We start from the raw sequence: 13,705 nt of genomic DNA on the forward strand, positions 1-13,705 counted from the left end.
AGCCGAACGATGCTGCTCATTTCCTGCCCGTGGTGCGGGCCCCGCGACGAGGCCGAGTTCCACTACGGCGGCCAGGCGCACGTGCCCTACCCCGAGGACTCCGCCGCCCTCACCGACGAGGAGTGGGCGCGCTACCTCTTCTTCCGCGACAACCCCAAGGGCCCGTTCGCCGAGCGCTGGAGCCACGCGGCGGGCTGCCGCAAGTGGTTCAACGCGGTGCGCGACACCTCGACGAACGAGGTCCTGGCGGTGTACCGGCCGGGAGAGACCCGCCCGCCCCTCTCACAGTCCGGCGCGGCCGCTTCGGCTCTCGGCCCGGCCACTTCGGTTGCCGAGCCGGGCGCTTCGGCTGCCGCCCAGGCCACTTCGGCTCCCGCCTCGGCCAGCCCGGCCATCCCGGCCCGTCCGGCCACCATCGAGCCCGGTCCGGCGATCCCGGCTCGTCCGGTCACTTCGTTGCCCGGTCGGGCAGTTCCAGCCCGTCCGGCGTTTGAGGACGAGGCCCCTTCAGGGCCGAACGGGGGCCCGGGGGCGGAGCCCCCGGCACGGCAGGCGAGCCAACCGCACCGCCTGGCCACCGGCGGCCGCATCGACCGCGACAACCCCCTCACCTTCACCTTCGACGGCACCGAGTACCAGGGCTACCGAGGCGACACCCTCGCCTCCGCCCTCCTCGCCAACGGCGTCATCGCGACAGCGACCAGCATCAAACTCGGCCGCCCCCGCGGCATCTTCTCCGCCGGCGTGGAGGAACCCAACGCCGTCATCCAGATCGAGGAACCCTTCCCCGAGCCGATGCTCCCCGCGACGACGGTCGAGCTGCACGACGGCCTCGTCGCGACCAGCCTCCCCGGCCAGGGCCGCCTGGCCACCGAACCGGACCCCGCCCGCTACGACGCCGTACACGCCCACTGCGACCTGCTGGTCGTCGGCGCGGGCCCGGCCGGCCTCGCGGCCGCGGCGGCGGCAGCACGGAGCGGCGCCCGCGTCATCCTCGCCGACGACCAGCCGGAACCCGGCGGCAGCCTGCTCGGCACCGGCGACCACCTCGACTGGGTGGAGGCGACGCGCGCAGAGCTCGAAGCCGCCCCCGAGGTACGCGTCCTGCCGCGCACCACCGTCTTCGGCCACTACGACGACAACCACCTCCTCGCCGTCGAGCGCCGCACCAACCACCTCGGCGCCGAGGCCCCGGAGCAGGTCTCCCGCGAGCGTGTCTGGCGGATCCGCGCCCGGCGCGTGGTGCTCGCGACCGGCGCCCACGAGCGCTCGCTGGCGTTCGGCGACAACGACCGCCCCGGTGTGATGCTGGCCGCCTCGGCCCGGACGTACCTCCACCGGTACTCGGTGCTGCCCGGCCGGCAAGCGGTGGTGTTCACCACCAACGACAGCGCCTACGCCGCCGCGCTCGACCTGGCGGTGGCGGGAGTGGACGTCGCGGCGATCGTCGACACCCGGCCCGAGCCGGGGGAGTGGGCCGAGCGCGCCCGGTCCGCCGGGCTCGTGGTCCTGGCCGGACACGCGGTCACGGACACCCGGGGCGGGACCCGCCTCACCGCCGTCACCGTCGCCCCGTACGGCGAGTCCGCGGAACAGCGGACGGCGCCCGAACAGGGGACGGCGCCCGAACAGCAAGCGGTGCTGGGACAGCAAGTCGCGCCGGGACAGCGAGAGTTCGCCGTCGACCTGCTCCTGGTGTCCGGTGGCTGGAACCCCGTCGCGCATCTGTTCAGCCAGGCGGGCGGCAAGCTCCGCCACGACGACGTGCTCGGCACGTTCGTTCCCGACAGCTGCCGTCAGGCCGTGGAGGTCGTGGGCAGCGCGAACGGGGTCTTCGATCTCGCCACGGCCCTCGCGCAGGGCGCGGCGGCCGGCGCCCGCGCGGTCGAGGCGGAGGGTCACCCCTGCGGGGCGCCGGCCCTCCCGGCCGTAGCCGCCGCACCGCACACCCCGCCCATGCAGGTGTTCGCCGTCCCGACCTCCACCGGAGCCCCCCGGTTCGTCGACCTCCAACGCGATGTCACGGTCGACGACCTGGCGCGGGCGACCGGGGCGGGCCTGCGCTCGGTGGAGCACACCAAGCGCTACACCACGGCCGGCACCGCCAACGACCAGGGCAAGACGGGCGGAGCGCTGGCGAGCGGGATCGTCGCCGAACTCCTCGGCGTGGACATCTCGGCGCTCGGTCTGCCCACGTTCCGGCCGCCGTACGTCCCCGTCTCCTTCGCCGCGCTCGCCGGCCGCGACCGCGGCGCGCTGTCCGACCCGATCCGTACGACCGCCGTCCACGCGTGGCATGTCGCGCACGGCGCCCTGTTCGAGAACGTCGGCCAGTGGAAGCGGCCCTGGTACTACCCGCGGGACGGTGAGGACATGCAGGCGGCCGTGCTGCGCGAGTGCGCGGCCGCCCGGGAGGGCGTCGCGTTCATGGACGCCTCCACCCTCGGCAAGATCGACGTACAGGGCCCGGACGCCGCCGTCTTCCTCGACCGGCTCTACACCAACATGATGAGCACCCTGAAGGTCGGCATGATCCGCTACGGAGTCATGTGCCGCCTGGACGGCATGATCTTCGACGACGGAACGGTCATCCGCCTCGCCCAGGACCGCTTCCTGGTCACCACCACCACGGGCAACGCGGCCGCCGTACTGGACTGGATGGAGGAGTGGCTCCAGACCGAGTGGCCCGAACTCCGCGTCCACTGCACCTCGGTCACCGAGCAGTGGGCCACCGTCGCCCTGGTCGGCCCGCGTTCGCGCGCGGTGCTCGGCTCGCTCGCACCGCGGCTGGCCGTCGCCAACGACGACTTCCCGTTCATGGCGTGGCGGGACACGACGGTCGCGGGCATCGACGCGAGGGTGTGCCGGATCAGCTTCTCCGGTGAACTCGCCTACGAGATCAACGTGTCGCCGTGGGAGGCCCTCGCCCTGTGGGAGGCGCTGTACGAGGCGGGCGCCCCGTACGGCATCACGCCCTACGGCACGGAGACCATGCACGTCCTGCGGGCCGAGAAGGGCTACCCGATCATCGGCCAGGACAGCGACGGCACCGTCACGCCGCAGGACCTCGGGATGGGCTGGGCGGTGTCGAAGAAGAAGCCCGACTTCATCGGCAAGCGCTCGTACGCCCGCGCCGACACCGTCCGCGCCGACCGCAAACACCTGGTGGGTCTGCTCCCCGAGGACCCGGGGACCTTCCTGCCCGAGGGCACCCACCTGGTCGCCGACGGTGTGCTGCCCGCGCCGCCCGTCCCGATGCTCGGCCATGTCACCTCCAGCTATCGCAGCGCCGCCCTCGGCCGTACCTTCGCGCTCGCCCTGGTCAAGGGCGGCCGGGACCGTATCGGCGAACGTCTCTACGCGCCCGTGGGCGACCGGTTGGTTCCGGTGACGGTCGCAAGCCCCGTCCTCTACGACCCCGAGGGAGCCCGCCGCGATGGCTGACACCGTTTCGACCGCACGGCGGCGCAGCCCGCTGGCGCATGCCGCCGACCGTCTCGCCGCCGCGACGCGCTCGTCCGGTGGTGCCGTCCGCCTGGCCGAAGTTCCCTTCCTGGCCCAGCTGAACGTCCGCCTCGACGCCAAGAGTCCGGCGGCGGACGCCGTCGGACTCGCCCTGGGGCTGCAACTGCCCCTGGAACCCGACACCGTCGTGCGCGGAGGGGACCTGCGCGCGGTGTGGCTCGGCCCCGACGAGTGGCTGGTGGTGGGCCTGCCCGGTACCCGGCGGGATCTGGAGAGCCGGATCCGCGCGGCGGCGGGGGACACGTCCGTCTCCGTCACCGACGTGTCCGCCCAGCGCACCACCCTCCTGGTCGGCGGACCGCGGGCCCGCGACCTGCTGTCCCACGGCTGCCGGTTGGATCTGCACCCGCGGGCCTTCGGCCCCGGCCGGTGTGCCCAGACGACGCTGGCCCGCACCCAGGTCGTCCTGGTGGCCCGCGACGAGCCCGGGGCGGGCTTCTGGGTGCTGGTGCGCTCCTCCTTCGCCGACCACCTGACGAACTGGCTGCTGGACGCGGCCGTGGAATACAGGTGAACGCACATGGATGAACGCGTACGGGTGAAGGCGTACGGGTGCCTCCTCAGGCGTCGGGCGCCGCGTGGACGCGTTCCCCCGCCACGAAGGTCTGGAGGACCCGGGTGGCCGCGATCTCCTCGGGCGGGCCGCTGAACGGGTCCCGGTCGAGGACGACGAGGTCGGCGGCCTTGCCGACGGTGATGCTGCCCGTGAGGTCGTCGAGGTGGTTCACATGGGCGCTGCCCGCCGTGTACGCGGCGAGGGCGGCGCCGAGGTCGAGGCGTTGTCCGGGCAGGAACCGCGGGGTGCCCTCGGGGGCGTCCGGGGAGAGACGGTTGACGGCGACGTGGATGGCCTGGAGCGGGTCGGGGCTGCTCACCGGCCAGTCGCTGCCCGCGGCGAGCGTCGCGCCGGCACGCAGCAGGTCGCCGAAGGGGTACTGCCGGGCGCCGCGTTCGGGGCCCAGGAACGGCAGCGTGAGTTCGTCCATCTGCGGCTCGTGGGCGGCCCACAGCATCTGGAGGTTGGCGGTGGCGCCCAGCGCCCGGAACCGGCGTACGTCGTCGGGGTGGACGACCTGGAGGTGCGCCAGATGATGGCGGGTGTCCCGGGTGCCGTTGGCGGTCCGGGCGGCCTCGACGGCGTCGAGCGCCTCTCGCACGGCGCGGTCGCCGAGGGCGTGGAAGTGGACCTGGAAGCCGAGTCCGTCGAGTTCGGTGACGTACTTCTTCAGCTCGCCGGGCTCGACGAAGCTGATGCCGCTGGTGTCCGCGGCGCAGCCGCAACCGGTGAGGTACGGGTCGAGCATGGCCGCGGTGTGGTTCTCGGCGATGCCGTCCTGCATGATCTTCACCGCGCCGGCGCGGAACCGGCCTCCGCTCAACTCCTGCCTGCGCGCCACGAGTTCCGGGATCTGCTCGGCTCCGCGCTCGCGGTCCCACCAGAGCGCGCCGACGACGCGGGCGGTGAGCAGCCCCCGGTCCAGGGCCGTGCGGTAGGAGGGGGCCGGGTCGGTCATGTTGGCGTAGGCGCCGACGATGGCGTCCTGCCAGGCGGTGACACCGTGCGAGTGCAGCACGGCCTGGGCGCGCAGCAGGGCGGCCAGCTGTTCCTCGGGGGTGGGGTCGGGCACCAGCCGGCCCACCAGGTGGACGGCTCCCTCCTGGAGCATGCCGGTCGGGTTTCCGTCCGCGTCGCGTTCGATGCGGCCGTCGGCGGGGTCGGGGGTGCGGGCGTCGATACCGGCCCGTTCCAGCGCCCGGGTGTTGACCCAGGCGCCGTGGTGGTCGCGGTTGGGCAGGAAGACCGGCCGGTCGGGGACGACGGTGTCGAGGGCCGCGGCGGTGGGGGCGCCGCCGGGGAAGGCCTCCAGGGACCAGCCGCCGCCGGTGATCCATGCGGCGTCCGGGTGCCGGTCGGCGTACGTCCGGATCCGCCGCAGGTACTCGGCGGGGTCGACGGTGTCGGCGAGGTGACACAGGCCGAGTTCCAGGCCCGCGCCCTGCGGGTGCACATGGGCGTCCTGGAAGCCGGGCAGCAGGAGCTTGCCGGCGAGGTCGACGACCTCGGTACCCGGGCCGATCAGCGCGTGCACCTCGTCGTGGCCGACGGCCGTGATCCGCCCGCCGCGCACGGCCACGGCGGTGGCGCGGCTGCGCGCAGGATCGACGGTGTGGACGGGCCCGCCGGTGAACACGAGTTCGGCGGGGCCCGTGACCTGGGACTGCGACATGGGTGTGGACTCCATGGAAGGGGATGAGGGCGGAGGGAGAGCGGAGCGGGCGGCCGGGAGCGGGTCGGGACTCAGACGGCCGAGCGGTCCATGGGCAGGACGAGGGCCTCGGCGTCGGTACCGCGTCCGGTGGTGAAGTACGGCGACCGGCGGACGTACTTGGCGACCGCGGCCATGCCGAGGCCGGCGAGGACGATGACGGCGGGCAGGGAGAACATGAACCAGCCGTTGTCGGGGCTGAGTTCGAAGTGGTCGCTCATGGTCAGGTACGAGTATCCGAGATAGCCGCCGAGGCCCAGCAGCACCAGACCGGACACGGCGGGCACCCCCACGGCGAGCACCGCCGTGCGCAGCCCCTCGCGCCCGGCGGAGCGGAAGCGGACGGCGCACGCGAGCGCGGTGAGTCCGTAGTAGAGGGCGACGAGCAGACCGATGGCGTTGACGGCGGCCAGCAGCATGTCGCTCAGCCGCGGCATGGCGACGGCCAGCACGGCGATCGCGGAGGCGATGGCCAGCACCACGACCGTTCCGGCGGCGGGCGTGCCGTACCGCGGGTGCACCCGGGTCCACACCGGGCCCATGGTGCGGTCCCGGCCCATCGCGAGCAGTCCGCGCGCCGTGGGGATCAGCGTCGACTGCACGGAGGCCGCCGCGGAGAACATCAGGGCGACCACGGGCAGGGTGGCCCAGGGTTCGGCGGCCAGCTTCTGCGCGAGGTACGGCAGGGCCTGCGGGCCGTTCTCGATGAGCTCCGTCAGACTCATCTCCCGCTGGAAGGCGACCGAGGCGAAGAGGAACAGGCCGAGCATCGCGAACAGGGCGATCAGTCCGCCGCGGGCCGCGTCGCCCGGCTTCCTGGTCTCCTCGGTGACGCTGAAGGCCGCGTCCCAGCCCCAGAAGAAGAACACCGCGAGGACCATGCCCTGGGCGAAGGCGGTGCCGTCGGCGATCTCGAAGGGGTTGAACCAGGAGAGCGAGAAGGACTGCCCGCCGGTGATCAGGGCCCAGCCGCAGAACCCCAGCAGCACGGCGTACTCGAAGACCAGCAGGACGAACTGGAAGCGGGTGGTGGCGCGCGTGCCCGTGACGGCGAGGGCCGTCAGGCCGAGCAGCAGCACCAGCCCGACGGCCGTACTGACGCCGGTGGACGCCGGATCGAGGGTGATGCCCGCCAGGGTGCGCAGTCCCGCCTTGTTGGCGAAGATCAGGACAACCGAGCCCATCACCGCGCTGGTGTAGGCGCAGAAGATCACCGAGCCGACGACGGTGACCCAGCCGGTCAGGAATCCCGGCCAGGGGCCGAGGGACCTGCCGACCCAGGTGTAGCCGTTGCCGCAGTTGGGTTCGGAGCGGTTGAGACGGGCGTAGGCGGTGGCGATACCGAGCACGGGCAGGAAGGCGAGGAGCAGCAGCGCCGGGGCCTGGAGGCCCACGATGGTGGCGATCGTGCCCATGCCGATGGCGATGCTGGTGGTGGCGGCGGTGCTGGAGGCCGCGATGGCGACCCCGTCGACGACGCCGAGGGAGCGGCGCAGTCCGGTGCCGGGTCCATGGGACGGGGCGGGTGACGGGGGAGCGGGCGGGGTGGACGGCCGAGGGGACAGGGACGGCATGAAGGGCTCCTCGCGGGGAGGGGAGGACGAGGGGAAGAGCCGCGCGGGACTGTGATGGAACACCTGGCGCGAGTCTTGCGTCAATCCTGTTGACATAAGGGTGCGGGCCCCCTTCACTGCTGCTACGCGGCCCCGACCGACAGGAGCACCGCCATGACCACCCGTGTCCCGCAGGAGCGCAGCCGCCGTCGCCCCACGCGCTCGGGGGTGCTGCTGTCGGAGGAGCTGATCGTGGAGACCGCGCTGCGGCTGATCGGCGAGCACGGTTCCGAGGCGCTCAGTGTGCGCAGGCTCGGCACCGCCCTCGGCTGTGACCCCAGCGCCCTCTACCGCTACTTCCGCGGCACCGACGACCTGGTGCTCGCCGTCGCCGACCGCATCATCGGCGACGCCATGGCGGGCTTCGCCCCCGGGGACGACTGGGTGGCCGCACTGCGCGAGATGGCCCTGCGGGTCCGCGCCGGATACCTCGCGCACCCCCGCGCGGCCGCCTTCGCCTCGTACCGGGTGACCCGGCGGCCCCACGAGATCCGGGCCGTGGAGACCGGGATCGGTCTCCTGCTCTCCGCGGGTTTCGGACCGGCCGACGCGACGCGTCTGTATCTGACGTTCATCGACACCGTGCTCGGCCACGCGGCCATGGACGCCGCGTTCCAGGCGCTCCCGCTGCAGCAGCGGGAAAGTGACGAGCGGGCGTGGAGCGAGGTGTACCAAGGGCTGGACCCCGCGTCGTATCCCGCGCTGACCACGGTGCGCCGAGAGCTGCACGCCCTGGGGGAGAGCTCTTTCGAGGTGGCGATCGACCTGCTGCTGGAGGCGCTGAGGGCCCGTGCGGCCGCTTTCGAGCCAAAACCGTGCGGGGCCGTACGGCTCCTTGACCCCACGAACCGCACCCAATAGACATGAGCATGACCAGGCCGACATTGCCGGAGTCGATGCACCAAGGGGGACAAAGGCGCCATCGGCCACCAGTGCCAAGCAAGGGGGAAGAGTGAAGAAAGTCAGCTCGGTCCTACTGGCCACCGCGCTCGCGGCGACCGGGGTACTGCTCGCAGGTCCGGCGTCGGCGGCGGTCACCGCGGACTCGGCGGTGGGCGGTGCCGTCGCGACACTCGGACAGCAGAAGATCAACCTCCAGCAGGACGGCTGGGGCGCCGCACAGAGCTGCGTGGTGTACTCCACGTCATCGGTGCGCTGCTTCAAGACGCACGCGGAGGCGGACAAGGCGCTCGGCTACTCCCGCGCCACCGACCCCCTGATGGCCGGCAGGAGCGAAGCCCAGATCCAGGCCACACCGGCCTGCGCGAGCGGCTGGCTCTGCCTGTACCAGGACATCAACGGCGGCGGACGCCGGTTGATCTTCAGCGACTACTACTGGCAGAACCTCAACGAGTACGGCTTCAGCGACCAGACGTCGTCGTGGCGCAACAACCAGGGGTCGAGCCAGTGGGGTTGGCTCGCCCGGGACGAGGGTGGCAACGGCGGGCAGATCTCCATCAGCCCCAACACCTACAGCTCCAACCTGGGCGCCTACAACGACTGGGCGAGCTCGGTCGCCGCCTGACCTCCGAGGCCGGGGTTCCACACGTGTTCGAGGGGCGGCACCTTCCGGGAGGTGCCGCCCCTCTCGTCTCAGAACGCGTAGCGCACCCGCAGCCAGGGGGCCCGGGAGGCGATCAGCGCACGAAGTCGGTCCACCGCCCGCCCCTTCACGGGACTCGCGTAGCGGACGTTCAGCGCGCCGTTCTCGGAGCGTTTGGTCTCCTGCAGGTCCGGTCGCCACAGGGCGTCCTCGGCCCGGGGGTGCCAGCCCAGGTTCACCTCGTGCAGCTCCCGGTTGTGCGTCAGCATGATCACCTCGGCGGCGGCCTGCCGCTTCACCCGGTCGGGCAGGACGTCGTCGAGCCGGTCCAGGAGTTCCGCCCAGGCCTCCTCCCAGCCGGGGCGGACGACGACGGGCGAGAGGTTGAAGTGCACCTCGTAGCCGGCGTCCAGGAAGTCCGCGGCAGCGGCGATCCGCTCGGCGACCGGCGAGGTGCGCACGTCCAGCAGCCGGGAGTCCTCCGGGGGCATCACCGAGAAGCGGATGCGGGTCCGGCCGCGCGGGTCCAGCGTCAGCAGGTCCGGGTTGACGAATTTGGTCGCGAAGGACGCCTTGGCCGTCGGCCACAACCGGAACGCGTGCACGAGATCCGCGGTGTTGTCGCAGATCAGCGCGTCCACCGAGCAGTCGCCGTTCTCGCCGATGTCGTACACCCAGGCCTCGGGGTCGCACTGGTTCGGCTCGGGCTTCGGGCCCTGCCGGGCGATGTGCCGGCCGATGTGGGCGATGATCCGGTCGATGTTGGTGAAGACGGTGACCGGGTTGGCGTATCCCTTGCGGCGCGGCACGTAGCAGTAGGCGCAGGCCATCGCGCAGCCGTTGGAGGCGCCCGGTGCGATCCAGTCGGCGGACCGGCCGTTGGCACGCGTCCTCGGCGACTTCCGCTCCCCGAGGACGAGCGTCTCGCCCTTGACGCGCACCCAGCGCGCGACGTTTCCCTCGTTGCCGTGCAGCCCCGGGATGCCCCAGTGGGACTCGACCTCGACCAGCCGCGCCCGGGGAAACCGGGCGATGATCTGCCGGCCGCGCGGGGAGGCGGCGGCCGCCGGCTCGGCGTGGATCTCCCGTACGGGCAGCAGTCGCCGCGCGGCGTCGGAGTCACGGAAGGACGGCCGGCCGGTGCTCGCAGGGGGCTCGGGGCCGATGGCGTCGAGCCCGAACAGGGCGTCGGAGCCGTCGTCCGGGTCCGCGGACGGGGAGTGCATGCACGTTCCGGTTCGGCTGGAGCGGGACTGAACGGATGACGCGGACGAATCCGCACCGCCCAGCTTACGGCGCACGTCAGCGCGGCGCCGTCCCCCGGGCCCGGTCCGCGAGGCGGTCCGCGAGCGCGATCACGAGGTCGCGCAGTTCATCGGGGCGCTCGATGGTGAACGGCCGGTCGAGGGAGGCGAGTACCGGAGGCAGCCAGTCGAGTCGCTCGGCCCGCAGTTCGACGAGCAGCCAGCGCTCGGTCGCCGGATCCGTGCCCGCCGCGGAGGCGGGATCCGTCACGCGCGCGACGCTCGCGGGAAGCCGGGCGCGGATCTGCTCGACCGTCCCGTGGATCCGCAAGGTCACCTCGTGCCGGTAGGCCGCCGTGGCGAACCCGGACAGGACACGCTGCGCCGGGTCCGGTCCGGTGGGTGCCTCGAACGACCCGGGCAGGGTCCTCGCGTCGGTGACGCGGTCGAGTCGGAGGGTCCGTTCCTCCCCGATCCCGGGGTCCGTGCCGGTGACGTACCACCGGCCCTCGTGGGCCACCACCCCGTACGGGTGCAGCGTGCGGTCGCTGCGCCGGCCGCCGCGGTCGGTGTACCTGACCGAGACCGGTCGGCGGTGATGTACCGCGTCGGCGAGGGTGAGCAGCACCCCGGCGTCGGGGGTGGCGAACTCGCCGGGAGGCTCCGTGAAGGCGAGGGATGCCAGGACGGTGTCGAGCCGGCGGGCGAGGCGCTCCGGCAGCACGCGCCGGATCTTGGCCGCCGCCGTCTCGCTCGCGGTGGCTGTCGCCGTCGTCAGCCCCGCTCGGCGGCCTGCCACCAGGCCGAGCAGTACGGCGATCGCCTCGTCGTCGCCGAGCATGAGCGGAGGCAGGCGGTAGCCGGGGGCGAGGCGGTAGCCGCCGTAGCGGCCGCGCACCGACTCGACGGGGACGTCGAGGTCGATCAGCTGGTCCACGTACCGCCGCACGGTGCGTCCGTCCACGCCGAGCCGGTCGGCGAGTTCGCGCATGGTCCGGGTGCCGCCCGACTGGAGCAGTTCCAGGAGGGTGAGGACGCGGCCGGTGGGTCGGGACATGTTTCGAGCCTAGCGCGCATAGTGGACCGATTCTGTCCACTATTCGTTCTAGCGTGCGAGGCGCAACGGCTTCAGAACCAAGGAGAGCACCATGGACTTCGTCTCGATCAGGATCATCACCGGTGACGTCGCACGCCTCGTCGCGTTCTACGAGCAGGCCACCGGAGTGCAGGCGACGTGGTTCACCGAGGACTTCGCCGAACTCGGGACGCCCGGCGCCACCCTCGCCCTCGCCGGCACCCGTACGGTCCCGCTGTTCGCGCCGGGCTCGTCCCGCCCCGCCGACAACCACAGCGTGATCCTCGAGTTCCTCGTCGACGACGTGGACCGCGTGCACGGCAACCTGACCGGCTTCGTGACCGACTTCGTCAACGAGCCCACCACCATGCCCTGGGGCAACCGGTCGCTGCTCTTCCGCGACCCGGACGGCAACCTCGTCAACTTCTTCACCCCGGTCACCCCGGCGGCGATCGCGAAGTTCGCCCCGGACGACCGGGTGGCACCGGCCTCGTGAGGCGGCGCCTCGGCAGCGGGAGGCCGCCGAGCGGGACGCGGTTCCCCGGGCCCCGCAGGCGGCCGTGGCCCGCTACTCGGCCGTGACGAACCGCAGTCGGCGGCGGACACGGGGCGGGGCGTTCCTGCGGGCCCGGATCTCCTGGACGACGGCGACGACGACGATCACGGCCCAGCCCACCGAGAACACCCCGGCCTGGTCGTCCGAACCGAGGGCCAGCCAGCCGACTCCCAGGCCGCCCAGGGTCAGGCCGGCCGCCGCCGCGAGGGGCGAGGGGCGCCGCCGGCTCAAGGCGCGGACGAGGCAGAGCGTGGCGAGGGCGAGCGCCGGCACGGCGAGGATCTCGATGTTGTCGTGCGCGGTGTAGTCCTGGCTGACGTCGGCCTGCGCGGGATCGTAACCGCCGCTGTAGTCGTCCTCGAAGAGCCGGTGGCCGGAGGAGTCGGCCGGCAGCTCGTAGTACGCCCCGTAGGAGGAGTCGTAGTAGTAGAGGGTGCTGAAGTCGGACTCCGTGACCGAGGTGTAGTCGTAGTCGTCGACCCCGCCGCCGACCGCGACGCTCGCCATGACCAGAGCCCCGGCGCCCCACCACAGCAGCGTCGAGGTGACGGGAAGCCAGCGGAACAGGGCGAGCCCGAGCACGACGGCGGCCACCCACACACCGACGAGCTCGTCGGAGGCGTCCGCGTACGCGTCCTGGTAGCCGATGGTGACGACGCCGGAGACGACGATGCCCAGCAGGGCGACGATCCGGCCGGTGGTGACGGTGAACCGCCGCTCGCCGGGCGAGGACGACCGGCCGCCGCTCGTCGGCGCGGCGTACGGCGTCCGGGCACCACCGTCCGCGGCGCCGGGCACGACCGGGTCGACCGGCCCACCGGGAGGCGGGACCGCGGGCCTGGGCGGCGTCAGTGCGGTACGGGTCTCCTGTTGCGCCAGCGCCGTGTGCCCGGGACCCGCCTCGGTGTCGGCCTTCGTGCGCGCGGGCGGCACGGCGGGCGCGGGCGGCGTGGCCGGGGCCTGGGCGGTGGTCCGCGGCTTCGGCGCGGCGGCCGGGGTGCTGAGCGCGGTGAGGGTCGCCGCCAACGTGTCCCGCAGCTCGGCCGCGCTGCCGAGCCGCTGCTCACGGTCCTTCGCCAGGGTCCGGAGCACGAGGTCGTCCACCACGGCCGGGATCTGCGGGCGCAGCCGGGACGGCGCGACCGGCTCCTGGCTGATGTGCTGGTGCATCACCGCGAAGGGGGAGTCGCCGAGGAACGGGGGGCGCCCGGTGAGCAGTTCGTAGAGCAGGCAGCCCGTGGAGTACTGGTCGGAGCGGCCGTCCACCGGCCGGCCCGTGAGCTGCTCGGGGGAGAGGTAGGCGGGGGTGCCCACCGTCATGCCCGTCGCGGTGAGGCGGGTGGTGGTCTCCGCGACGACCTTCGCGATCCCGAAGTCCAGGACTTTGATGCCGCCTTCGGAGGTCAGCATGACGTTGGACGGTTTGATGTCGCGGTGGATCAGGCCCTGGGAGTGGCTGTGGGCGAGGGCGTCGGCGATGTCCCTGGCGACCGCCAGCGCCCTGACGACCGTGAACGCGCCGTCGGCCAGGGCGGCGGTCAGCGTGCGCCCCTCGATGAACTCCATGACCAGGAACGGAGTTGTCCCGTCGTCGGTGGTGTCCTCGCCGACGTCGTGCAGCACGGCGACGTTCCGGTGGTTGAGCGAGGCCACGGTGCGCGCCTCGCGACGGAACCGGACGCGGAACTCCTCGTGCCGGGTGAGTTCCGGCGGCAACACCTTCACCGCGACGGTGCGGCCGAGCTCCCGGTCGGTGGCGCGCCAGACCTCCCCCATTCCGCCGCGTCCGACGGCCTCGACCAGTTCGTATCTGTCCGCGAGCACCCGCATGGCCTGCCCCCCCTGGTGGCACAGGGCGGCGCGCGACAACAGCACGGCCGCC

10 protein-coding genes are annotated in these 13,705 nt (G+C 72.8%); 5 read left to right on the forward strand and 5 right to left on the reverse strand.

Annotated elements, in window-relative coordinates:
• The first annotated feature begins 9 nt into the window (after positions 1–9).
• On the forward strand, positions 10–3,444 hold the full coding sequence (locus OG933_RS41400) for a sarcosine oxidase subunit delta family protein (protein ID WP_405632343.1): 3,435 nt from the start codon (positions 10–12) through the stop codon (positions 3,442–3,444).
• Positions 3,437–4,039, forward strand: a complete 603-nt coding sequence (locus OG933_RS41405; protein WP_405632346.1) for a sarcosine oxidase subunit gamma — start codon at positions 3,437–3,439, stop codon at positions 4,037–4,039. Before OG933_RS41400 ends, OG933_RS41405 begins: the two co-directional genes overlap by 8 nt.
• Before the next feature lie 46 nt (positions 4,040–4,085).
• Here OG933_RS41405 and OG933_RS41410 read toward each other — a convergent pair whose 3' ends face one another.
• Both OG933_RS41410 and OG933_RS41415 read right to left on the reverse strand, forming a co-directional pair.
• Positions 4,086–5,753 carry an amidohydrolase gene (locus tag OG933_RS41410; protein WP_405632349.1) on the reverse strand — a complete coding sequence of 556 codons (1,668 nt, stop codon included), beginning with the start codon at positions 5,751–5,753 and terminating at the stop codon, positions 4,086–4,088.
• A 71-nt stretch (positions 5,754–5,824) separates the two neighbouring features.
• Positions 5,825–7,366, reverse strand: coding sequence for an APC family permease (locus OG933_RS41415; protein ID WP_405632351.1), 1,542 nt, complete (start codon positions 7,364–7,366; stop codon positions 5,825–5,827).
• Between the two features lie 153 nt (positions 7,367–7,519).
• Between OG933_RS41415 and OG933_RS41420 the strand changes: the two genes are divergently transcribed.
• Both OG933_RS41420 and OG933_RS41425 read left to right on the forward strand, forming a co-directional pair.
• A complete protein-coding gene (locus tag OG933_RS41420; RefSeq protein WP_405632353.1) occupies positions 7,520–8,266 on the forward strand; it encodes a TetR/AcrR family transcriptional regulator in 747 nt (248 codons plus the stop codon).
• Positions 8,267–8,357: 91 nt separating this feature from the next.
• Positions 8,358–8,930: a peptidase inhibitor family I36 protein gene (locus tag OG933_RS41425; RefSeq protein WP_405632355.1), complete on the forward strand. Its 573-nt coding sequence runs from the start codon at positions 8,358–8,360 to the stop codon at positions 8,928–8,930.
• 68 nt (positions 8,931–8,998) lie between these two features.
• Here OG933_RS41425 and OG933_RS41430 read toward each other — a convergent pair whose 3' ends face one another.
• Positions 8,999–10,174, reverse strand: a complete 1,176-nt coding sequence (locus OG933_RS41430; RefSeq protein ID WP_405632358.1) for a spore photoproduct lyase family protein — start codon at positions 10,172–10,174, stop codon at positions 8,999–9,001.
• Between the two features lie 76 nt (positions 10,175–10,250).
• The gene (locus OG933_RS41435; protein WP_405632360.1) at positions 10,251–11,249 is read right to left on the reverse strand and encodes a helix-turn-helix transcriptional regulator; all 999 of its coding nucleotides are present in this window, start codon (positions 11,247–11,249) and stop codon (positions 10,251–10,253) included.
• 91 nt (positions 11,250–11,340) lie between these two features.
• On the opposite strand from OG933_RS41435, the gene OG933_RS41440 reads away from it, so the two are divergent.
• A complete protein-coding gene (locus tag OG933_RS41440; RefSeq protein WP_405632362.1) occupies positions 11,341–11,763 on the forward strand; it encodes a VOC family protein in 423 nt (140 codons plus the stop codon).
• Positions 11,764–11,835: 72 nt separating this feature from the next.
• On the opposite strand, the gene OG933_RS41445 is transcribed toward OG933_RS41440, so the two are convergent.
• Positions 11,836–13,653 carry a serine/threonine-protein kinase gene (locus OG933_RS41445; RefSeq protein WP_405632365.1) on the reverse strand — a complete coding sequence of 606 codons (1,818 nt, stop codon included), beginning with the start codon at positions 13,651–13,653 and terminating at the stop codon, positions 11,836–11,838.
• Positions 13,654–13,705 lie beyond the last annotated feature (52 nt).

Origin of the sequence: Streptomyces sp. NBC_00016 (assembly GCF_045040885.1) — a bacterium.
Taxonomy (GTDB): Bacteria; Actinomycetota; Actinomycetes; order Streptomycetales; family Streptomycetaceae; genus Streptomyces; species Streptomyces coriariae.

Coding starts and splice junctions, on each gene's coding strand:
- OG933_RS41400 (WP_405632343.1), top strand. CDS start 10: ATGCTGCTCATTTCCTGCCCGTGGTGCGGGCCCCGCGACGAGGCCGAG.
- OG933_RS41405 (WP_405632346.1), top strand. CDS start 3,437: ATGGCTGACACCGTTTCGACCGCACGGCGGCGCAGCCCGCTGGCGCAT.
- OG933_RS41410 (WP_405632349.1), bottom strand. CDS start 5,753: ATGTCGCAGTCCCAGGTCACGGGCCCCGCCGAACTCGTGTTCACCGGC.
- OG933_RS41415 (WP_405632351.1), bottom strand. CDS start 7,366: ATGCCGTCCCTGTCCCCTCGGCCGTCCACCCCGCCCGCTCCCCCGTCA.
- OG933_RS41420 (WP_405632353.1), top strand. CDS start 7,520: ATGACCACCCGTGTCCCGCAGGAGCGCAGCCGCCGTCGCCCCACGCGC.
- OG933_RS41430 (WP_405632358.1), bottom strand. CDS start 10,174: ATGCACTCCCCGTCCGCGGACCCGGACGACGGCTCCGACGCCCTGTTC.
- OG933_RS41435 (WP_405632360.1), bottom strand. CDS start 11,249: ATGTCCCGACCCACCGGCCGCGTCCTCACCCTCCTGGAACTGCTCCAG.
- OG933_RS41440 (WP_405632362.1), top strand. CDS start 11,341: ATGGACTTCGTCTCGATCAGGATCATCACCGGTGACGTCGCACGCCTC.
- OG933_RS41445 (WP_405632365.1), bottom strand. CDS start 13,653: ATGCGGGTGCTCGCGGACAGATACGAACTGGTCGAGGCCGTCGGACGC.